The 20,384-nt window shown below is 53.1% G+C and carries 17 protein-coding genes; 7 read left to right on the top strand and 10 right to left on the bottom strand.

Going from position 1 to position 20,384, the window contains the following annotated elements; translation table 11 throughout:
- Position 1 precedes the first annotated feature (1 nt).
- The 3 genes from DTL42_RS12000 to DTL42_RS11990 all read right to left on the bottom strand — a co-directional run bounded on the left by DTL42_RS12000 (position 2) and on the right by DTL42_RS11990 (position 3,744).
- Positions 2-832, bottom strand: coding sequence for a CBS domain-containing protein (locus DTL42_RS12000; RefSeq protein WP_114368967.1), 831 nt, complete (start codon positions 830-832; stop codon positions 2-4).
- A 492-nt stretch (positions 833-1,324) separates the two neighbouring features.
- Positions 1,325-2,407 (bottom strand): leucine-rich repeat domain-containing protein, encoded by a 1,083-nt coding sequence (locus tag DTL42_RS11995; RefSeq protein ID WP_114368966.1) that lies wholly within the window; start codon positions 2,405-2,407, stop codon positions 1,325-1,327.
- Positions 2,408-2,490: 83 nt separating this feature from the next.
- Positions 2,491-3,744, bottom strand: coding sequence for an NAD(P)/FAD-dependent oxidoreductase (locus DTL42_RS11990; RefSeq protein WP_234824180.1), 1,254 nt, complete (start codon positions 3,742-3,744; stop codon positions 2,491-2,493).
- Between the two features lie 195 nt (positions 3,745-3,939).
- Here DTL42_RS11990 and DTL42_RS11985 point away from each other — a divergent pair, with 195 nt between their 5' ends.
- From DTL42_RS11985 to DTL42_RS11965, 5 genes are all read left to right on the top strand, one after another.
- Entirely contained in the window at positions 3,940-5,295 is a 1,356-nt protein-coding gene (locus DTL42_RS11985) for a c-type cytochrome (protein WP_114368965.1), read from the top strand.
- A 175-nt stretch (positions 5,296-5,470) separates the two neighbouring features.
- Positions 5,471-6,805 carry a phosphomethylpyrimidine synthase ThiC gene (thiC, locus tag DTL42_RS11980; RefSeq protein ID WP_114368964.1) on the top strand — a complete coding sequence of 445 codons (1,335 nt, stop codon included), beginning with the start codon at positions 5,471-5,473 and terminating at the stop codon, positions 6,803-6,805.
- 155 nt (positions 6,806-6,960) lie between these two features.
- On the top strand, positions 6,961-8,283 hold the full coding sequence (locus DTL42_RS11975) for an MFS transporter (protein WP_158545344.1): 1,323 nt from the start codon (positions 6,961-6,963) through the stop codon (positions 8,281-8,283).
- A 12-nt stretch (positions 8,284-8,295) separates the two neighbouring features.
- Positions 8,296-8,901, top strand: coding sequence for a D-sedoheptulose-7-phosphate isomerase (locus DTL42_RS11970; protein WP_114368962.1), 606 nt, complete (start codon positions 8,296-8,298; stop codon positions 8,899-8,901).
- Positions 8,901-9,863: an ROK family protein gene (locus DTL42_RS11965; RefSeq protein WP_114368961.1), complete on the top strand. Its 963-nt coding sequence runs from the start codon at positions 8,901-8,903 to the stop codon at positions 9,861-9,863. Before DTL42_RS11970 ends, DTL42_RS11965 begins: the two co-directional genes overlap by 1 nt.
- Positions 9,864-9,870: 7 nt before the next feature.
- Here DTL42_RS11965 and DTL42_RS11960 read toward each other — a convergent pair whose 3' ends face one another.
- The 3 genes from DTL42_RS11960 to DTL42_RS11950 all read right to left on the bottom strand — a co-directional run bounded on the left by DTL42_RS11960 (position 9,871) and on the right by DTL42_RS11950 (position 13,337).
- Complete coding sequence (locus DTL42_RS11960; protein WP_114368960.1) at positions 9,871-10,230, bottom strand: hypothetical protein; 360 nt, start codon at positions 10,228-10,230, stop codon at positions 9,871-9,873.
- A 143-nt stretch (positions 10,231-10,373) separates the two neighbouring features.
- Positions 10,374-11,732 (bottom strand): PAS domain-containing methyl-accepting chemotaxis protein, encoded by a 1,359-nt coding sequence (locus DTL42_RS11955; protein WP_114368959.1) that lies wholly within the window; start codon positions 11,730-11,732, stop codon positions 10,374-10,376.
- A gap of 225 nt (positions 11,733-11,957) precedes the next feature.
- Entirely contained in the window at positions 11,958-13,337 is a 1,380-nt protein-coding gene (locus DTL42_RS11950; protein ID WP_114368958.1) for a sulfatase, read from the bottom strand.
- A gap of 497 nt (positions 13,338-13,834) precedes the next feature.
- On the opposite strand from DTL42_RS11950, the gene DTL42_RS11945 reads away from it, so the two are divergent.
- Both DTL42_RS11945 and DTL42_RS11940 read left to right on the top strand, forming a co-directional pair.
- Entirely contained in the window at positions 13,835-14,791 is a 957-nt protein-coding gene (locus tag DTL42_RS11945) for a DUF1559 domain-containing protein (RefSeq protein WP_158545343.1), read from the top strand.
- A gap of 62 nt (positions 14,792-14,853) precedes the next feature.
- Positions 14,854-15,330, top strand: coding sequence for a hypothetical protein (locus DTL42_RS11940; protein ID WP_114368956.1), 477 nt, complete (start codon positions 14,854-14,856; stop codon positions 15,328-15,330).
- A gap of 117 nt (positions 15,331-15,447) precedes the next feature.
- On the opposite strand, the gene DTL42_RS11935 is transcribed toward DTL42_RS11940, so the two are convergent.
- The 4 genes from DTL42_RS11935 to thrC all read right to left on the bottom strand — a co-directional run bounded on the left by DTL42_RS11935 (position 15,448) and on the right by thrC (position 20,173).
- Positions 15,448-16,101, bottom strand: coding sequence for a hypothetical protein (locus DTL42_RS11935; protein ID WP_234824179.1), 654 nt, complete (start codon positions 16,099-16,101; stop codon positions 15,448-15,450).
- Positions 16,102-16,953: 852 nt separating this feature from the next.
- A complete protein-coding gene (locus tag DTL42_RS11930; RefSeq protein ID WP_114368954.1) occupies positions 16,954-17,673 on the bottom strand; it encodes a DUF6338 family protein in 720 nt (239 codons plus the stop codon).
- 85 nt (positions 17,674-17,758) lie between these two features.
- Entirely contained in the window at positions 17,759-18,553 is a 795-nt protein-coding gene (gene dapB / locus DTL42_RS11925; protein ID WP_114368953.1) for a 4-hydroxy-tetrahydrodipicolinate reductase, read from the bottom strand.
- 219 nt (positions 18,554-18,772) lie between these two features.
- Positions 18,773-20,173, bottom strand: coding sequence for a threonine synthase (gene thrC / locus DTL42_RS11920; protein WP_114368952.1), 1,401 nt, complete (start codon positions 20,171-20,173; stop codon positions 18,773-18,775).
- Positions 20,174-20,384 lie beyond the last annotated feature (211 nt).

Raw genomic sequence — 20,384 nt, 5'->3', positions numbered from 1 at the left:
GCTAGGTCGTCCCCATGGCATTGACCGTCGACGACGAAGTGCTTTTGGGGGAAAGAACCAAGAACTTGCTTTGGTTGTGGTCGGAAACCTCAAAAGCGGCCACTTTGCCGATCAGGCTAAAGTGACGCACAAAGCCTTGCGCGGGAATGATCAAGTTATCGTCCTGGATCTTGGTCGCGATGGCTTCGTCAGTGGTCGAACGCACGAACTTGATCAGGATGCGGCCGGTGGGCGGATCGTAACCCAAGACAGCGTAGTCCATCCGGGCCCGTTTGTTCTCGATATTCTTCAGCGGAATGACTAGGTCGCCATTCATTTTGCGCACATAGGCCGGCATACGCGACTTGGCGTCATTCTTCGGAGAATACATCTCGAAGGCTGTTTCCATGCCTTCCACGTTGTCTTCCGCCAAGAACTGAATGATATCCGAAATGGAAAGTACGCCGATCAAGCAGTGCGAAGAATCGATCACCGGGAGGCAGCCAATTTTGTTGGTCGCTAAGACGTAGGCGGCCCGCGCTAACGGGACTTCAGGGCCGACGGTGACCGGGCGGTCGACGGTAATCAATTGCTCGACTCGTAGCGGTTCGGCATCTTCGCCTTCGGGCGTTGCATTGGGGTTAATCAACGCGCGAACGATATCACGCTGCGAGACGACCCCAATCACCTTTTTGGTGTTATCGACAATCACGACTCGTCGCAGGGCGTAGCGGGCCATTAGGTCGGCCACGATGTTAACGTGAGTGCCCACCGTCGCGGTATGCACTTTGACCGACATCAAGTCCTTGACGTTTCCTTGGAGTTGCCGCGAGATCGTTTCGATAGCCGTCATGCTTCCCTGATTCGCCCAAATGAATCGTCGAGCAGATGCGAGCCACACAAGATGGACGTCGCTGTCCCGACGAAGTCTTCAATCTGCTTGTGATGAGTTTTTACTAGAGCCGTAGCGCCCAAAACGCTGCCGCTTAGCAGGCAGTTGATTTTCAGCTTCGAAAGCGTGTTAGCGAGATTGGGCCGAGTACAAGGCGTGAATTCGCAGCCATCTCCTCAAGAGACATAAACGAATTCACTGCGCTGCAGTCGGCTCAATCTCAGTAACGTAGCCGATCCGAGTAATTCAAAAGCCAGTTAGTCGCGTACGACTTGTTTGTGAAACTATAGCATTGATTCTTGGAATTGGCGGAAGTCGCTTACGATCCAGAGATTGCGCAAAGTGGGAACCGCATCTGTTGCCAAAGAACTGCAGCGATTATGCGGAACGATACGATTAAAAGGGGGCGTGCACCCGCATTTTCAGCGATCATGGGGGGCGTGGAAGAGAAGATCAGGACTCATTCTTCTCGGGTTTGTAGATGTGTTGAATCTTGGTTTTGGGCAATTCGTGAGCCAGTTTGGCGGCTCCTTCGTCGGTCACTTCCGTGCGGGTAACAATTAGCGTTTGAAGTTGTTTCATGGGGGCTAACTGCATGAGCCCATCGTCGGTCAACAAGGTTGATCCCAGGTGCAGCCAAGTCAGGTTGGGGAGCTTGGTGAGGTCATGAATGTTCTTATCGCCAATCGAGTTGCGATCGAGATTTAGCCATTCCAGTGAGTTGAACTCGGCTACGGTGGGAACGGCATTGTCGCCGATTTTGGTTGCCCATAGGTTTAAGCGTTTGAGCTGGGAAAAAGGCTTAAGATGATCAACCGAAGCATCTTTAAAACCCGTTTCGCTCACATCGAGGTCTTCCAATGCGGTAAGTCCCGCGAGATCAACGAAACCGTCTCCCGTAATCAAGGTGCCACGCAAGCGGAGCCGCTTTAACTTGGTGAAAGGAGCCAGCTTCGGCAGGTTGACTTCAAGAAACGGGGTGCCGAACAGGTACAGCTCTTCCAGTTGGGCTAGGCCAGATAGCTCGCCGAACGCATTGCCATCGACCGCCGTTTCATCCAGGCCCAGCACTTTCAGCTCGGTGAGATTGGCGAGATGTTTGAGGTCGTTGTCGGTGATCGCGTTGCCTCGGAACTGCAGATTTCGCAATTTCGCGCACTTGCCGATTTGAGACAAACATTTTCCGGTCAGGGGCGTTTCTCGCAGATCGAGGACTTGCAGATTGCTGGGGGCGGCAAGCTTGGTGAACATTTCATTCGAAACCGTACACCCGCGCAGGAGAAGTTTTTGCAGATTGGGGAGAGTACCGATGCGACTGATCAGCTTTTCATCCAATGGCTTGCCTGAAAAATCAACGAGGGTAACCGCACCGCTTTTGTCTTTCTCAATCCGCCCACCAGCATTGACGACTAACGCTTCGGTGGCGAGGTCGTCTTGCGTGGGGGCAACGTTTGGATGGTCACTCTTGGCGGCATCTGTCGCGCTGCCACAACCCAGAAGAAAAGCGAGTAAGGTAAGGGTTAGCAGAAATCGCATGGAAAGGAAATCCTCGTGAGGAGATAGCCAGGTAGGAGGAAGCCTATTCTAGCATTGTCAGGCAGAAACCGGCACCTCGATTTCTAGAGCGATGTCCCCACGACGTAGCCGCTAGACCAAGCCCACTGGAAGTTGAAGCCACCAATACGCCCGTCGACATCACAGACCTCGCCACATAAGAACAGCCCTGGGACCAGACGCGATTGCATCGTCTTTAGGTCGATTTGTGACAAGGGAACGCCCCCGGCCGTCACCTCGGCCACTTTAAATCCTAGCGTGCCGGTGATGTTTAAAGGGTAAGCGCTCACTGCGGTGCCGATTGCTTTCCGCTGGGGCTTGGTGAGGTCGACGCCTGTTTGGTCTGGTGGTACGGACGCCGAGAGAAGCAAATGGTCGACCAGCCGATCAGGCAAGCGTTCCCGCAGATAGTTGCGAACAGAACGTTTGCCCAGCGAAAGTAGCTCCGCTTGTATTTGCTCGGCTGGAACGTCCGGCAACCAGTTCGCACAAAGCCGGACTTCTCGTTGCTCGGCGGCGGTTAGCCAGTGGCGGCTCATGTCGAGCACGGCCGGGCCAGAGAGTCCTTTGTGGGTTAGCAGTAAGTCTCCCTGAACCTTTTCCAGGCTTTTGCCGCTGGTCTCGGCCAGTTCCAGCTTGGCCGGCAGCGAAATTCCAGCAAGTTGGGTTAGTGGGTCACTACTAGAAAGCTGAAGGGGAACCAGCGCCGGCAAGATGATTGGGGTTAATTGGTGCCCTAATCGACGTGCCAGCTCGAAGCCGTGCCCGTCGCTGCCGGTCTTGGGGACGCTTTTGCCGCCGGTTGCTAAAACGGTTTGGCGACTAACTAAGTGTCCCCAGGGGCCGGTGATCTCGAAAGACGATTCCCCAGATTCATCGGAGACGGGTTTGATGTTCTCGACACGATGTTCCAAGGCAATCTCAACACCCAGGCGGCGCACCTCGCTCAGCAAGGCGTCTAGGACCGTTTTGGCTTTGTCGGAAACTGGGAATAGCTTGCCGGTTGGTTCCTTTTTCAGCTTGACCCCTAGCTGAGCGAAAAATTCGACCGTTTGTGGTTGGGAAAAACGATTGAGAACCTTGCGAATGGCATTGGGCGAACTGCCGCAATAGTCTTGTGGGGTGATCTTTTCGTTGGTGACATTGCAACGACCACCGCCAGCGATCAAGATTTTGGCCCCAATGCGTTTGGCACCGTCGAGAATCACGATACGTCGTTGCGGGTTCGTACGAGCCGCCCAGATGGCTGCCAGCAGGCCAGCGGCGCCTCCCCCCACAATGGCCACGTCAGTTCGGTTGTTGGCTGCGATATTGTTCAATCCTTGCTCCCACTCGGTTGCCCTGTAATTTGCTTGGCCAGGTGATAGCTGACAAGTGGGTTGGGCTTTTATATGGCCGAGAGTTCCCTCGATTTCCTATAATCGAGGTCGCGGTTGCGATATCTGCTTGAACGCGGTTCAAAAAAGTAAAGTCGCACTCGAATTCCCTGGTTGGTGATAAGCGTACGAGAGCCCATGATACGGCGAACTACTGTTTGGATATGTGGCCTGCTTTGTCTGTTGAGTGTGGCGAGTGCTTGCCATGCCGGCGAACCTGATCCGGCCGCTGGCTACGATCATCTGATCAACACAACCTATCTACCCCCCTATTTCGATCAGGAAACCTTCGACAACGTCTGGCGAATTTGGCCTGAACCGCTCCGTAGTCAGGCCGAAAAGAGCACGCCGGACGAGCGTCGCCAGATGGCCTTCGATCGCTATGGGCTGACCGGACGCCCGGAAGCCCCCACCAAGCCGCTGCAATATGTGGTCGATAAAAAAGGGAATTGGACCCTTAATTGTTTCTCGTGCCACGGTGGAGAGATCGATGGGAAGCCGCTGCCTGGTTTACCGAACAACCGCTTCGACTTTGCCGGGATCACCGACGATATTCGCCTGACGAAAGCCTTGTTGGGTAAGAAAATGGTCGCTACCGATTACAGTTCGTTGGTTTTTCCGCTGGGCGAAAACAAAGGAACGACCAATGCCGTGAACTTTGGAGTGGCGTTGATTTCGTTACGCGATGCCGATCTCAACTTCGTGCCAGGGGCTCGATTTCCGCGGATGCTGCACCACGATATGGAACCACCTCCATGGTGGCATTTCTCGCGGAAAGATAACCTCTACATCGATGGATTTGCCCCGAAAGGGCATCGTGCTTTATTGCAATTTACGATGGTTCGCGAAAATGGCGCTAAGTCGTTTCGCGAGCGAGAAGACGACTTCCGCGATATCTACGCCTATTTAAATTCTCTGGAGTCGCCAAAGTATTCTGGCCAGATTGACCCACAAAAAGCAGAAGCGGGCCGGATTGTTTTTAACAAGCACTGTAGTGAATGTCACGGAACCTACGGCGAAAACGCCACTTATCCGCAGCGAATGGTTGCGATAGATGAAATTAAGACCGATCGTGCCCGGCTCGATGCCCTCTCGCCAGAGCATCGCGAAGTCTATGGCAAAAGCTGGTTCAACGAGTATGGCGAGAAAGCCGGCCTGATTGCCGATCCGGCAGGCTACGTTGCCCCGCCGCTGGATGGCGTTTGGGCCACGGCTCCCTATTTTCACAATGGTTCGGTCCCAACGCTGTGGCACGTGTTGCACCCAGAGCAGCGTCCTCAGATTTGGCAGTGGGCTGGTAAACAATACGACCATCAGAAAATGGGGATCACCGTGACAGAATTGTCGGAGATTCCGGTGGGGCTCCCGGCGATCGACAAACGCGAGGTCTTCGACACGTCTCGATTCGGCAAGAGTGCTGCTGGACACGACTTTCCTAACTCGCTCAGCGAAGAGGAAAAAGACGTTGTGTTGGAGTATCTGAAAACCCTTTGATTTTGGGCCGAAAACGTCCCTTTACCACTAAGGTTTGCCCAGATGCCAGATTGACATGCAGGGGGGACGCGATACGATGAACCGAGAAGCGAAAGGCTTTGATAATCCAGCGGTTACGCACACGCGCCGCGCTACGCGAAACAGGCCGGCGGCCTGAACGAGGACTCTGAATTTCATGTCGACGCAACTGCTTGCAGCAAAAGAGGGGACAATCACCCCGGAAATGGAGTATGTCGCCAAGCGGGAGAATCTTTCTCCTGAATTGGTGCGGGATGAAGTGGCTGCGGGCCGCATGGTGATTCCGGCAAACAAGGTTCACCTGCAAGGCGTGCTCGAACCGATGGGCATCGGCCTGGCTGCCAAATGCAAGATCAACGCCAACATCGGCAATAGTGCCGTTACCAGCGATCTTGGCGGGGAACTCGAAAAGCTTCACGTCGCCGTGCATCACGGTGCGGATACGGTGATGGACTTGTCGACCGGCAAAAACATCGACGAAATCCGTAAGCAAATCATCGAGAAAAGCCCGGTGCCGATCGGTACGGTTCCGATGTACCAAATGCTGGAAGAACTAGGTGGCCGCATGGAAGACATGCAGCCGCAAAACTTCTTGGATATGGTCGAGCATCAAGCCAAGCAGGGGGTCGACTACATGACGATCCACTGCGGCATTCTGCTAGAACACCTGCACCTGACGACCAACCGTATAACCGGGATCGTCAGCCGTGGTGGTTCGCTGATTGCCAAGTGGATGATGGCCCACCGCAAACAAAACCCGCTGTACACGCACTTCGACGATTTGTGCGATATCATGCGTCAGTACGACGTCACGTGGAGCCTGGGGGATAGTCTTCGTCCTGGCTCGCTAGCCGACGCTTCCGACGCGGCTCAATTCTCGGAATTGGATGTCCTGGGTGAACTGACTCATCGTGGCCGGGCCAACGGAACGCAAGTCATGGTCGAAGGTCCTGGCCACGTGCCGATGGATCAGATCGAAATGAACATGAAGCGTCAGCAAGAAGTTTGCGATGGCGCTCCGTTCTACGTGCTTGGCCCGCTCGTTACCGATATCGCTCCTGGTTACGACCACATCACCAGTGCGATTGGTGCTGCGTTGGCTGGTTGGCATGGGGCTGCGATGCTGTGCTACGTTACGCCGAAAGAACACCTCGGTTTGCCCGAAAAAGATGACGTTCGCCAGGGTGTGATCGCCTACAAGATCGCCGCCCATGCTGCGGATGTTGCCCGGCACCGCCCTGGGGCTCGTGATCGGGACGATGCTTTGAGCAAGGCCCGTTTCTCGTTCGATTGGAACGAGCAGTTCCGTTTGTCGCTCGATCCTGAGACTGCCAAGGCGTACCACGATCAAACCTTGCCGCAAGACACCTTCAAAAGTGCTCACTTCTGCAGCATGTGCGGTCCTAAGTACTGCAGCATGAAGATCACCGAAGAAATCCGTGCGATGGCCTCGCAGGATGAGTTGATCAGCTTACAAGGCGATCAAAGCTAAGGGATTTAGCTCTGCTTTCCCCTCCCGTTGCGGAGGGGAGGGATTATCGCTCGGCAGATAACTTTTCAGAAAATATAACGCGGTCAGCCAGTTTGACCGCGTTTTCTATGCGCACTCGCCTAGGATCACTTCCTGCAAAAGTTGATAATGCCCCCATGGACGCGAAAACCAATCCGTACGAATCGCCCCAGGAAACGGCTCTTGTTTCCGAATCGATACCGAACCATCTCAGCGGGGATTCCTCGTTCTGGGCGAGTACGTCTACCCAGTTCTTCGGGGCTTTCAACGACAATATCTTTAAACAACTGCTGTTGTTAGTTGCGGTGAATCAAGCTCTGCAGGACAAAGACGCCGTCGACTATCAAGGCCTGGCCATGGTAGTGTTTGCTGCTCCCTTCGTCTTGTTTGCAGGGCCAACCGGTTTTCTGGCAGACAAGTTCAGCAAGACGCATATCATCATCATCTCGAAGGTGATGGAGATTATCGCGATGGCGCTAGGTGTCGTTGCTTTCTTCTGGTACGACCAATTTGGTATGGCGGGTCTGTTGGCCGTGCTGGCGTTTATGGGCTTTCAAAGTACGCTCTTTGCACCAGCCAAGTATGGTATTCTGCCAGAGTTGTTTCATGGTCGTGACTTACCCAAAGTCAACGGCGTATTCCTGATGACGACCTTTCTGGCAATCATTTTCGGAACGGTATTGGCCGGTTTTCTGAGCGACTGGCTGCCAGGCCATCTATGGATGGCTTCGTTGGTTTGCGTGGGGGTGGCCATTGTCGGCACACTTACGTCGATAGCTATCCGCCGCACACCTCCGGCAACCCCCAAGGCCAAGTTCACATTGCAGTCGTTTGGAATTCCGAAGAAGACGCTGCACCTGTTCATGCAAGATCACTCGATCTTAAAGGCGCTCTTGGCGTCGTGCATGTTCTGGCTGTGTGCGGGAATTGTGCAGCAAGGTGTGAACTCGCTAGGGAAAGTGCAACTCGAGCTCTCCGATGCTCAAACCAGTTGGCTCGGCGGAGCGATTGGGCTGGGCATTGGCATTGGTTGCATGTTGGCCGGGGTGCTTTCCAGTGGCAAGATTGAATTTCGCTTGGTGCAAATTGGTGCCTGGGGAATCTTGTTCTGCTTGGGGCTGATGGCCACGCCTGGGAGCAATCATGGGCACATGCTTGGGCTGTGGGGTAGCTTGCCGGTACTCATTTTATTGGGTATTTTCACCGGCATGTTCTCTGTTCCGATTCAAGTTTATCTTCAAGCCAAAGCCCCCGAAGATCAAAAGGGACAGGTCATTGCCGAGATGTCGCGCGCCAACTGGCTGGCGATCTTTCTTTCTGGCCTCTTGTACTCCGCTTTCGATTGGATACTTATCTGGGGAGGTGATCTACCCCGGTGCTATCTATTCGGATTTACCATGTTAATCATGCTTCCGGTCGCTATTTTGTATCACCCCCATTCGGAAGCATTAAACGACTAAGGACGAACAATCATGCTCGGAGCTTCGCTCGACATTGCCTCGTATATCGATCGCTTCAAGGCTGAACTCGATAAGCTGGACCATGCCCAAGTCCAGAAATGGGCTGATCTGATCTATGACGCGTACGAGAGTGGCAACTTTGTCTACATCATTGGCAACGGCGGCAGCGGCTGTAATGCCAGTCATATGGCGGAAGACCTGGGGAAAAGTTCACTCCACGAAAAAGACCTCGGCGACGAATCGCTCCGCCGTTTGAAAGTGCTGAGCCTGACCGACAACGTTGGTTGGATCATGGCGGTTGGCAATGATGTTGGTTACGACCAGATCTTCCTGCAGCAGTTAATGAACTACGGACAGGAAGGGGACGTGCTGCTGGCGATCAGTGGCAGCGGTAACAGCGAGAACATCTTGAAGGCAGTCGATTGGTCGAACCGGCACGGCCTGAAAACCCTTGGTCTCACCGGCTACGGCGGTGGCAAGCTGCGCGACATGGCCCAGCACAGCTTCCATGTTCCGCTGGATGACATGGGGATGGTCGAAAGCATTCACCTGGCCATCTTTCACTGGGTGTTGAACGATGTGTTTGCGCGGATTAACAGCGAAGGACGCCACGCCTAATGAAAGTGATTGGTGTCGAAATCGGTGGCACAAAGCTACAAGTTGCTTTAGCGGATGCAGAAACGTTAGAGCCAATTTGTAGCCTCCGTGAGAGCATTGTTCCCGCAGACGGGGCGGCTGGAATCCGCGAACAGTTAGAAGCTTTAGTTCATTCGCTTTTAGCGGAGCATTCCGCCGATGCGATGGGCGTTGGCTTTGGGGGGCCCCTTGATGCCAAGACGGGTATCATCACGACGAGTCACCAAGTCGAAGGTTGGGATCAGTTTCCGCTCGCTCATTGGTGTCGCGATCGCTTCGGCTTGCCGACCACCATTCGTAACGACTGCGACACGGCCGCTTTTGCGGAAGCGACGATGGGGGCAGGAAAAGGGCATCAAAGTACCTTCTACGTGACTGTTGGCAGTGGAATCGGTGGTGGCTATGTGGTGGATGGCCAACTGCTGGGAACCTCGCGTCCGGCTTTCGCCGAAATTGGCCACCTGCGGCCTGGCGTCGGCTACAAAGAAGCGGATGAAACGGTCGAGGCCGAATCGAGCGGGTTTGGCATTGCCCAGCGACTGAAGGATTGGCTTAAGAACCTGGATGAAGAAGATCACGACGACGAGTATCGCAGCTTGCTCGATCGTTGCGAGGGGGATTTCAGCCAGTTGACCACACGCGACATTGTCGAAGCAGCCCAGGCAGGCAGCAGCATGTGCCGGACGGTGCTGGCCGATGCGGTTGAAACGTTGGGCTGGGCAATCGCTCAGGCCATCACGTTCATGGCGCCGGAAGTGGTCGTCATCGGTGGTGGCGTGGCGATGATGCCGGAAGAACTCTTTCTGACGCCGCTTAAGCGGCATGTGGCGGAATTCGTGTTTCCTCCGCTGACTAATAGCTACCAGATTGTGCCGGCAGCCCTCGGCGAAGCGGTGGTTGTGCGAGGCGCTTTATTGTTGGCGAAGCAGTCGCTGACACACTAACAAAGCTTTACCTGGCGAATTTGCCACGAAATTCTGGCAGCGGGTAGTCAACAATTGGCAGATCAAGTCGTGCCAGTTCACGCAAGCGTTCGTAGCCGCGTGTGACGAGCTGTTCGCGCTGATGGACGAACGCCGCATCGAGATTTCGCTTATCGAAGTCACCGACACACTCGACGGGCGTAAACTTCTCGTGCACGATGAACTGAGCCAAGGCCGGGTTGCACTTTGTATGGCGTTCTGGGGTGGTATGCAGTACCTCGGGATCGAGCATGCCGATTACGTACCGCAGATAAAGATCGCTTTCAAACAGCCGCTCGACCGGTTGGCCGCAAACGTCGCACAGATAGCCTTCGTCGCACTTTGCCATGTTGTGGGAGTCTTGCTCGAAGAAGTGAATGGATTACGAACTTATTGATCTCTGCATGCGGAATCGCAGTGCTTTATTGTTCGCAATCCATTCTACTCCATGGCGTCCTCAACTGGTGACATGATGTGGCCAGGTGCGGGCGTTTAGAGCTTCTTGAGTTCTTCCGCCAGTTGAACCAAATGATCGGCGGTTGATTTCATGCCGTGGACGATGGTGCCTTGTTCTTCAATTGCGGAAGCGACCGTATTGGTGTTTAAATTCACTTCCGCAACGCTGGTGGTGATGTGATCGTTGGCCGAGACAACCGACTCGATGTTGTGTCGGATGCGCGACACACGCTCCGCGATATCCTTGGTGGCCGTGGAAGTGCTTGTTGCGAGTGATTTCACTTCCGAGGCAACCACGGCAAAGCTGCGGCCTGCTTCTCCGGCACGGGCCGCTTCGATGGTGGCATTCAATGCCAAGAGGTTCGTTTGTTCGGCCAATTCACGAATGGCCAGCACGATTCCATCGATCTCTTGGCTGCACTCCGAGAGTTGCCGAATAGATGTGCCGGCGGAAACAACTTCCTCGTCTGTTTCGCGTGCCAGCTCGGCATTGCGACAGATCGAGTGGCTGATTTCTTCGATGGCGGAAGCCATCTCCCCAACGCTATTGGCAACCATGTGCCCCACATCGGCTAGCGAGCCAACCTGGCCACGGATTCTGGTTTGTTCCGTGATGATATTCCACGAGGCCATCGGCCCAATGTAGTTGCCCGATGGATCGTAAATGGCACAAACACACAATTCGATTGTCTCGCCGCCAAGCTGAAATTGGGTTTGTAGAGGAAGGTTTTGCGGGTCGCTGAGCACCCTGACTTGATGGCTGGGGTTTTTGTGGAAAATGCCAATCGAGGAACCAATGATCTGATCGATTGCAACCGGCAAAAGATGACGAATCTCTTGAAAAGTCCGTAACGACTTCGGGTTGATGTACCGGATAATCAGATCGCGATCGGCAAACATAATATTCAGCGGCAGATTCTCGATCATGTTCCGCAATCGCGACTCTTGCTCGCGTTCAGCCAGTTGATGACTGATATCGGTGGCAATTTTCAGAATCTTGGTGGGCTTCCCCTCTTCATCGAAGACCGGATTGTAAGAGGCTTGTAGCAGGACGGCAGAACCATCCTTAGCGACTCGCTGGAAGATGCCGGTATGAAACTCGCCAGATCTTAACTCTTGCCAAAACTGGCGGTACTCGTCGCTGTTGGCATACGCTGCATCGACAAGCATCCAATGGGGCTTCCCCTTGAGTTCAGAGAGCGTGTAGCCAAAGGCATGCAGAAAATTATCGTTGGCCGTTAGCACCTTGCCGGAAAGATCAAGCTCGACGATCAACGCCGAGCGGTCGATCGCCGCAAGCATCGCTGCCTGCTGCTGATCTTGCTCGGTCGGCTTTGGGCTAGTTTGTGAATAAGAAAAAAACGAGGCAAAGGATGGGGGGGCAAATCCAAACATGGTTCTTCACGAGAATTCAAAAAAATGGGGGCAAATTGCGCTGCTTATGAAAGCTTAGAATGCGCAATAACGGCTGGCTGCAAAAACACATTGAGTTTGTGTGGATTACAACTAGATCCCACCCAAGTGGCGTGTTGTAACGCATTACAACCGTTACAACACGAACATTTTTTGAAGAATCGATCAGCAATTAGAGCAAACTTTGGCCGTTGCAGCGACCAAAAGTTACTTGCCCTTATGTTTCCGCAGGTTGCTAGAGAGCTGTTCTACGTCTTTTTTTAAGGTTGGTTGTTTGACAACATTTTTGTCTTCAGCGGGATCTTGCTGATGGTCGTAAAGCATGGTGGCATGGACCTCGCTTTTAGGATTCGAATATTCGGTATAGCGGAAGTTCTCGGTGCGAATGGTATCGCCTGCTTGGAATCTTCCAATCGCGAATGGCTTGCCAGGAGCAGTCGGATCCTTTAACAGTGGGACGAAGCTTTGCCCTTGGCAATGCTCGGGAGTCTCTAAGCCGCAAAGCTCGCACAGCGAAGGATAGACGTCGATGAACTCAGTAAGAGCCGCTGTCTTTTGGCCAGCATACTTGCCAGGTACTTTCACAATAAGCGGAGCGTGCATCGACGTTTCAAAGCAGGAGTGTTTACACCACAACGTATGTTCGCCCAGGTTCCAGCCGTGATCTCCCCATAGCACCACAATGGTGTCATCGGCAAGTTCGAGTCGCGTGAGTTCATCCAGCACCTTCCCAATATTGGCGTCGGTATAGCTGACACAAGCATAGTAGCCGTGAATCATGTTTCGAGCCGTTTCTTCGCTAACCGGTCCCTTGGCCGGAATGCCTGCGTAGGCACGCAGTTCGCCAGAGTTGTGAATTGCAGCATCCGGGACGTTTTCGGGGCGATGATACGTTTCTGGGAGCTGGATCGTTTCATGATCGTAGAGGTCCCAGTATTTCTGTGGGGCGACAAACGGAAGGTGAGGTTTGAAAAAGCCGACTGCCAGAAAGAACGGCTGACCTTCCTGTTTTAAACGACGAAGATCTTGGATCGTTTTGTTCGCTATTTTTCCATCGTTGTAAAAGTCGTCGTCAGCATCAGCCGATTCGTAAGCGGGGCCACGTTTCTTGGGAGTCGTCTTAGCGGCGGCAAGGCTTGCTTCGAGTTTGTAGGTCGGACCCTTTGGCCGCCATGCCGGCTGCGACCAGCCCTCTTCACTGTCGGTAGGGTGATGGAAGATTTTCCCGTTCGAAATGGTGGTATAGCCGTTCTCTTTGAAGTGGGTATTGAGCGTAGTAATCCCCGGTGCGTCTTTCTCTGCCCAGGTCAAATGGTTGATGAAACGAGTGCGATGAGGGCGAATGCTAGTCATAAGTGCGGCCCTTGATGCACCACAGGTAGGGACCATGCAATAGGCTTTTTCGAAGACCGTTCCCTCCGCCGCCAATCTGTCGATGTTGGGGGAATAGATATGCGGCATTCCGTAGCAGCCAATTTCTGGGCGAAGGTCGTCAACCGCGATAAACAGCACATTTGGTCGCTCGGCTGCTTTTGCTACGCAACTGGCTGCGCAGAAGCAAATCAGTCCTAGGTAAAGCCAACGCATGATGTATTTTCCGTTAGAGGAGTATGGGGAGAAATAGAGGAGGAATTTCGGTCATTCTGGCTTGGGGTGCGAGTGCAATGCAAGCGATAAACGCAGAAACTTGCCAACACGCCTAATGCCAAGTGTCCGTGATGGGACTTTTACTTACGTCTAGCAGAAGTGGAGATGTAGCACACGTGTTGTTGTGAATTTACATGTGAATTCATAACGTTTGCTTGAACAATAATTCATGGAAAAATTTGTCATGTAATATTAACTTGATAGAACCGCTCGAAGCTCTTGGGCTTTGCAGGGGTGCCGCCCTCAGGCTGGCCGAAAGAGTTTTCGGTTGGTCGAAGGCAAACAAGTACGATCCCAGGTCAGCTGGCTCTTCATTTTCTCCTTCTCCCTAGTTTAGTTTTCCTGAGATCCAGAGGCAGTACCCGCTTCGATCGACAAGCTACTACGGTTGCTTGTTCCCCTAATCTCAATTGTTAAAAAAAGGATCCCTCATGCTCGTGTCCCAGATTGATTGCCGCCGTTCGCGTTCCGGCTTTACTCTCGTCGAATTGTTGGTTGTGATCGCTATCATTGGCGTATTGATCGCACTTCTGTTGCCGGCTGTGCAACAAGCTCGCGAGGCTGCTCGTCGGATGCAATGCACCAACCAGCAAAAGCAACTAGCCTTGGCCTCGCACAATTTCCACGATACCTACGGAAATCTTCCCCCCGGAAGCTACGGTAACGGAAACCCACACAATTACGGCCGCGACTCTTGGTCTTGGTATGGGTTCATTTTGCCGTTTATCGAACAGAATGCCATGTACGAGCAGCTTAACTTTGAAGAGAAGATCAACGGCAATGCAACCCGTGGTGGTGCAGCCCGGAAGCAGCTTCTCGATGCAATGCTTTGCCCATCGGACGATACCAAAATTCAGGAAGAAGGCGTCACTAGTTGGCAAAATGCCTTGCATAACTACGTGGTGTGCTACGGCGATGCCAATTTCAATTCTGGCCTGGCGCCGTGGAACGAGGTTGATGGCTACGCTGGTACAGCCGGCATGTTCGTGCCGGAGAGAAAGGCTGGTTTGAAGGACTGCACCGACGGGTTGTCCAATACGCTGTTGTTCTCTGAGATTATTACTCCGGCTGCCGAAAATACTTGGGGATCGCTGGGGCGAACTCAGGTTGCTATGGGTGCGGGCTTTACGACCTATCTCACGCCCAACGCGAATGCCAATGACCGCCTCAATCGCTGCCATACCAATTTGGGAAGCAATTTGGGTGCGAAGTGTACACAACACTCTGATTGGGACTGGGGAGCGAACGTGGTTGCTGCTCGCAGCTGGCATCCAGGGGGTGTGAATGTGGCGTTGACGGATGGCTCGGTTCGATTTGTTTCCGAGACCGTCGCGCTTAATCCTTGGCGATCGCTTGGTGCACGAAGCGATGGGAAGGTAATCGGCGAGTACTAATTCGCTGGTATGGTTTTGCCGTTCTCGACGCTCGTTTCTCCCCATATAAAGGTAATTTTCGCGTGACAAAGCTTTATGGCCGTTGGTCTCCTTTTTTGCTAGTCGTTTTGGTTCTCTTTGTTGTTGGCTGTGACTCTGACGGCAAGGTTCACGTGAAAGGTACCGCCACGTGGAACGGGAGCCCAATTGAATCAGGGTACCTCGAACTGCAGCCGGTCGGCGGGCAAGGGCAGTTTGAGAGTGCCGAGATTGTAGACGGCAAGTTTTCGCTGAATACGCTTCCTGGGAAGCGCCGCGTGAAGGTTACCGCCGAGAAAAAGATTGGGGAAACCGCTCCGACGGAACGTATTCCAGAACCGGAACCGATTATGTTTCAGTTCATCCCGGCTGAATTCAACTCTAATTCAACGTTGGAAATGGAGATCGATGCCAGTGATCCCAACTTGAATATTGAATTGAAAGGGGATGAGTTGAAGCCCAACAAAAAGGCGAGCGCAGCCGAGCAGCAACGTAAGAAGTTGCAAGGTGGTGGCGTCTAGCAACGATTGGAATGCTTCTGTCTAAGAAGCAATCGATAGGCCTCGATAACGTGTCTCCTGAAAATGTTCTTTCGGGAGCTCACGTTATCGGGGCCTTTTTCTGCGCCTAAACGCAAGTTACTGCGCGGCTGGGGTGTTCTCGTTGAGGAAGTTGGCCAGCTTTTTTAAGTCGTCGGTTCCAATCAAGTCGACGCCAGCTTGCTGCAGTTCTGCCCAAACTTCTGGCTTTTCAGGCGTTGCCCAGAAGCGAACAAGACGCCCCTTCTGGTGAGCCTTTTGGACGATACCTTTTAGCTTCTCGCGTTCCTCTGGCGGCATCTCGCCGCTCCCTTTCCATTTGAAATGGCTGCTCCATTTGTCGCTGATAAGGGGCAGCAAGTCGCTGGGGGCTTCGCTTTCTAAATCCGAAATGCGACCGTCAATTCCAACATAGCGTGGGTTCGACTTCGCGATCTCTTTCTGGGCACGATCGCCACTGATGATCACGGTGACGGCCTTTTGCTCGTGCTTGCCATCTTGGGTGACCGAGAGGATGTCGTCGTATTTTGCTAAGAGTTTTGCGAGGGCCGCGTAAGCGTCAGCGCCATCTTCTTTGATATCGATCAACAGCACAAAGCGGCCAGGCTGAGGGTAGACATGCCCATCGTTGGCGGTGACGCGTTCTTTCAGAGGAGCCAGGTAAAGCGATTCGAGCGAACGATCGCGGCGCAATTCCCAGCGGAAGTGCCCCACGAGAAGCTGATCACCTACCAGAAAGACGTCCGCCTCCACGTTGCTAAAACCCTGGTCGAGTGCATCGAGCAAGGGACGCTGGTGGTAGTAATCGTTGTGAGCGTGGGCGGTGAGGAGAGGTGTCGGGAGTTCAGAAGCATGGATCCCCGAGTTACAGCTTGAGATGATTATTGCTGTTAGGGCAATGACAGACAAGTTGTATGAAATGAAGGATTTTATAATGACATTTACCATGGTTTTAGCCTCTGTCCGAAGGTCGTGGTGTGGGCTATAGCATGAAGGCAATTGTGGTGGGCGTGTAAATCTCGAAAAATAATCCGGAAGCCGAATCTTTGACATTTGTTATAGAATCCAGAGTTGTACAACTCTGGATTCTTCTAGGCGGCATAGATCTATTTTTTATTTTTGGGAGGTGGAGGAGGAGGTGGTGGTGCCGGGCGTGATTCATTCACAGGTAAACCGTTATGACCTGCCTGTTTAGTTGGAGAAGAAGGTGGCGGATTTGATCCTGGGGGCGGTTGAGGGGCTTTGCTTCCCATTGTTGAACTCCAAGTTATTTTACCAACAGACTTAAGGTTATTTTTTGTTTTTTGGCGGCGGAGGTGGAGGTGGAGGAGCTGGTCTTGAAGAGCTTTCCGGGGGGCCAGAATGACCGCCATCGACCATCTGAGGTGAATTAGGAGGTGGGCCGTTAGAGGAATTGTTGGTAATTGTGGGAGGCAGGCCGTTGTTGCCTCTCTCTCCTACATGCTTGCAGGAGGAATCCCCATTAGACATGGTTAAACTCCAAATGAAAAAGTGCTGGAATCATAGTGGGAAACCTGCAAATATGGAAAGTAATCATAGCTGAAATTGATAAGTCGGTCTAATGAGTTTTGCGAATGCAAATACTCAGAATTGACTATCTTGACTGTTTTGAGCATTGTCCTCTTTTTGTAGCTTAATTAAAGGAGAATACGCCTCTTTAAGATCATCGTCGGTGACGCGAAGCTCCGATTCATTCGCTAACACTTCGACGATTTCAACCTCAGCTGCAGGTATCAGCATTCGTTCAACCGAATATAAGTGTGCTTGTGTATTATCAGGTAATAGCCATGATGCATTCATAAGTACAAAATGTCCAGTATCCGGGGAGTCTGGCCATTCATAAGGCCAACCTTGAACGCGACGATTGTCTTTCAGGTGAAGGACCACAAATCGTCTATCTTTGTTAAACGCGCTGAACCATTCTGAGGGATATGATGTTCTCTTTGTAATGTCCTTGATTTTTCCATTGAAAAAACTGAGGTTGCGCAAAAAAACATGTATTTGATCGTTGTTGGCGAAATACGTAAAAATAAATCCAATGGCAGTGGCAAAAAGCATTGACCAGATGAACTCAGTGTCTGAAGTCCAGTGACCTAAGGGGAGTAAATTGCCAAATAGAAATAAGAGCCATCTGGTTGGTACTACGAAGAAGCGGACGATAGCAGTAAAGATAAGTGCTTGAACTACTCTCTCAAATGGGGTTTGTTTGGGGTGCGCTGTTAGGCCGTAAAAAATCCAACTAGCAAAGAATCCAGGCAGTAACGCATAAAGTACTCTTACGAACTCTGTGGCAAGGAAGTCCATTCTGAGTACCTATTTCAAGTGAACTGGAGCTTTATCAATTTGTATGCCGTTGTCATTGGTCTGTAGATCCAAGGGGATTGTTAACCTACAGTCCCAGCACGTCGTTCATATTGTACAGCCCTGGCGGCTTGCCTGCTGCGAACTTGGCGGCTTGGAGCGCTCCGCTGGCGTAGCAATCGCGATTGCTGGCGCGGACGGTCAGTTCCATCGTTTCGCCTAGCAGGCCGAAGATAATCGTGTGTTCCCCGGGATTATCGCCGGTTCGGATAGCGTGATAGGCGATTTCGTCATGCGGCCGAGCCCCGGGGCGTCCTTCGCGGCCATGAATGTGACGCGTAATTCCCATCTTATTGGCGATAAGTTCACCAAATCTTAAAGCGGTTCCGCTGGGGCTGTCTTCTTTGAAGCGGTGATGCCGTTCAAGGATTTCGACATCGGCGCCGCCAGGGACGTCCTTCAGGGCCTCTGCTGCGATCTCGCAGAGCTTCATCGTCAAGTTGACGGTGGTGCTCATGCTGGGAGCCCAAACCACGGGAATCACGTTGGCTGCTTCGCGGATCTTGGCTTTGTGTTCTTCTTTAAGACCAGTGGTGGCCATCACCAAGGCAGCTTTGGCGGTTACGGCTCGTTCGACGGCGGCGTGGGCACCTTCAGGGACCGAGAAGTCGATGATTGCGTCGTAGGATTCGTCCGTATGATCGACCAAGTACAAGCCAAGTTCACCCACCCCAGCTACGTTGCCGGCATCTTGGCCGAACTTGGGGTGACCAGAATATTCGAAGCAGGCAACCAGTTCCAGCGACTTGTCCTGGCAACCTAGCGCAACCAAGCGTTGCCCCATCCGGCCAGCGGCCCCATTAATAGCGACTTTGGTGGGCATGATTTTCTTTCTACCTTGAAGAGACTTCCTGCCCACACAGGCAAGGGCAGGGGACGGACTCAATTGGTTTGATCGGTGTGGATGGGAACGTTTTGACGCACCCTATCCTACGAAAACGCGTGAGCAAAAGCGTTTCCGCGCGTTCGATGTAAAGAGGATTTCAGGGGGCAGCGGTGCATCGAGACGCACCCTTCGGCCCCCTTTGCGAGGATCCCGGAGTTAGCCGTACAACTGAATGGCTTGCACGATGTCGTTCATGTCGTTCTTCACGGCAACGGCACGATTAGCAAACGTGGCTCGTTTGACGCCGCGACTTCCCAGAACACTATTGAACGTGTCCTGATCGGTTGTGTGATAGGCGACGGTGGCGGTCGGGTCTTTCAATAGGTGACCGGTCAGGATGCAGACCACGCGATCGCTGGGGGCGATGACCCCTTGTTCTCGCAAAATCTTCGCACCGGCTACGCTGGCGGCGCTTGCCGGTTCGCAGCCCATGCCGCCAGAGCCAACACGGCTCTTAGCGTCCATGATCTCCTGATCTGAAACCTGGCGAACTACACCATCGCAGTCGTGCAGCGCCCGCAGGCACTTGTGCAGGTTCACCGGCCGGTTGATTTCAATAGCGCTGGCCAGGGTGGAAGCCTTGCGGTTCTCGTCGTCCATCTTTTGGTAGTAGGCAGCGATGGTATCGCGTGGATACATCCCGCCGTTCCAACGAACTTCGTGCTGGTTATAAAGCTGATCGAGCGTATCGGCTCCGCTGGCGTTGATCACCGCTAGACGCGGAATCCGGTCGATCAGCCCTAGTTCTTTGAGTTCGGCGAAGGCCTTACCGAAGGCGCTGCTGTTGCCGAGGTTGCCGCCAGGAACCACAATCCAGTCCGGCGTTTCCCACTGCAGCGCTTCCAGTACGCGGAACATGACCGACTTCTGACCTTCCAGGCGAAAGGGATTCACGCTGTTGACCAGGTAGATCCCCATATCCTTGCTGACTTCCTTAACGCGAGCCATCGCGTCGTCGAAGTCGCCAGCGATCTGCAAGGTGAGTGCCCCGTAGTCGAGTGCCTGGGAAAGCTTGCCGTACGAGATCTTGCCGCTGCCGATGAAGATTACCGCTTTCATCAAGCGAGTTACGCTGCAGTACATGGCCAAAGAGGCACTGGTGTTGCCAGTCGAAGCACACGCGGCCCGCTTCGCACCGACCATGTGGGCGTGTGTGAAAGCAGCGGTCATGCCGTTGTCTTTGAAGCTGCCGCTGGGGTTCATGCCTTCGTACTGAAGGTGAAGTTTACCCGAGTCGAGCCCAACGAATTTGCCGACGTCGTCAGTTTGCTGCAGCAAGGTCTGTCCTTCGCCGAGCGTGACGATTTGTTCGTCCGTCGCGAAAGGAAACAGCGAGCGAAAACGCCATACTCCGCTGAAGTTGAGGGGGTTGGTTCGCTTGGCCCAGTTCGCTTCGATATCTTTCCAGGTTTTCGGCGGGGACAAGCGGTCCCAGTCGTAGGCAATATCCAGCAAGTCGCCACATTTAGGGCAAGCTACCAGGGTTTGGGAAAGATCGTAGGTCTGGCCGCATTCGGGCGAAATGCACCGCTGAAACGCGGCAGGTGTCGTGGTCACGCTTTGAAATGCTTATGGTCAAAGGGGTTCGGTGGTCACGGGAGACGCGTCGCCGCGCCGCAGTTTGCCCGAAAATGAGGGGTGTGTCCTTGGAGAGACGGTTAAGTCTAGGACACGAATGCGATTCTAATAGAGTTGGACGCCATCGGAAAAGAACGGTTCAGAAGGAAAAATCTACTGCCGACCCTAGCAAACGTGGTTCAACATCGTA

This window comes from Bremerella cremea, assembly GCF_003335505.1.
Lineage (GTDB): Bacteria > Planctomycetota > Planctomycetia > Pirellulales > Pirellulaceae > Bremerella > Bremerella cremea_A.
Note: the sequence above shows the minus strand (reverse complement) of the source record. Positions and strands in the feature narration are given on the sequence as shown.

What these genes read in the sequence shown, in the direction of transcription:
- thiC (WP_114368964.1), top strand. Translation starts at nt 5,471, where the DNA reads ATGTCGACGCAACTGCTTGCAGCAAAAGAGGGGACAATCACCCCGGAA.
- DTL42_RS11965 (WP_114368961.1), top strand. Translation starts at nt 8,901, where the DNA reads ATGAAAGTGATTGGTGTCGAAATCGGTGGCACAAAGCTACAAGTTGCT.
- DTL42_RS11975 (WP_158545344.1), top strand. Translation starts at nt 6,961, where the DNA reads ATGGACGCGAAAACCAATCCGTACGAATCGCCCCAGGAAACGGCTCTT.
- DTL42_RS11985 (WP_114368965.1), top strand. Translation starts at nt 3,940, where the DNA reads ATGATACGGCGAACTACTGTTTGGATATGTGGCCTGCTTTGTCTGTTG.
- DTL42_RS11970 (WP_114368962.1), top strand. Translation starts at nt 8,296, where the DNA reads ATGCTCGGAGCTTCGCTCGACATTGCCTCGTATATCGATCGCTTCAAG.
- DTL42_RS11950 (WP_114368958.1), bottom strand. Translation starts at nt 13,337, where the DNA reads ATGCGTTGGCTTTACCTAGGACTGATTTGCTTCTGCGCAGCCAGTTGC.
- dapB (WP_114368953.1), bottom strand. Translation starts at nt 18,553, where the DNA reads ATGCCCACCAAAGTCGCTATTAATGGGGCCGCTGGCCGGATGGGGCAA.
- DTL42_RS11960 (WP_114368960.1), bottom strand. Translation starts at nt 10,230, where the DNA reads ATGGCAAAGTGCGACGAAGGCTATCTGTGCGACGTTTGCGGCCAACCG.
- DTL42_RS11995 (WP_114368966.1), bottom strand. Translation starts at nt 2,407, where the DNA reads ATGCGATTTCTGCTAACCCTTACCTTACTCGCTTTTCTTCTGGGTTGT.
- DTL42_RS12000 (WP_114368967.1), bottom strand. Translation starts at nt 832, where the DNA reads ATGACGGCTATCGAAACGATCTCGCGGCAACTCCAAGGAAACGTCAAG.
- DTL42_RS11955 (WP_114368959.1), bottom strand. Translation starts at nt 11,732, where the DNA reads ATGTTTGGATTTGCCCCCCCATCCTTTGCCTCGTTTTTTTCTTATTCA.
- DTL42_RS11930 (WP_114368954.1), bottom strand. Translation starts at nt 17,673, where the DNA reads ATGGACTTCCTTGCCACAGAGTTCGTAAGAGTACTTTATGCGTTACTG.